The sequence below is a fragment of the Microbispora sp. CL1-1 genome (genome assembly GCF_012034195.1).
Taxonomy (GTDB): Bacteria; Actinomycetota; Actinomycetes; order Streptosporangiales; family Streptosporangiaceae; genus Microbispora.
This window is the reverse complement of record NZ_JAATEK010000195.1, coordinates 1-455: the sequence shown is the minus strand read 5'-3', so window position 1 is coordinate 455 and position 455 is coordinate 1. Positions and strand designations below refer to the sequence as shown.

Annotated in this window: 1 protein-coding gene; it reads left to right on the top strand. The window is 71.2% G+C overall.

Features of this window, described 5'->3' with window-relative positions; all coding sequences use genetic code 11:
* A partial coding sequence (locus HCK04_RS40580; RefSeq protein WP_142652803.1) for a polyketide synthase occupies positions 1 to 455 on the top strand: 455 nt, incomplete at both ends.

The window sequence follows — 455 nt, the reverse complement described above, 5'->3', positions numbered from 1 at the left end:
GAGTCTTCACCGGGACCAACGGTCAGGACTACGCGAAGTCGTCGGGCCCCGCGCCGGAGGAAGTCGAGGGCTACCTGATCACGGGCACCGCGGCCAGCGTGTTGTCGGGGCGCATCGCCTACACGTTCGGGCTCGAAGGGCCTGCGGTGACGGTGGACACGGCTTGCTCGTCGTCGCTGGTCGCGTTGCACCTGGCCGTACGGTCGCTGCGGTCGGGCGAGTCGGACCTCGCCCTGGCCGGCGGGGTGACGCTCATGACGTCGCCGGGGACGTTCGTCGAGTTTTCGCGGCAGCGGGGGCTCGCGCCGGACGGGCGGTGCAAGGCGTTCTCCTCGTCGGCCGACGGCACCGGCTGGGCCGAGGGCGTCGGCCTGCTGCTGGTCGAACGCCTGTCGGACGCACACAAAAACGGCCACCGCGTGCTGGCCGTCATCCGCGGCACCGCCATCAACCAG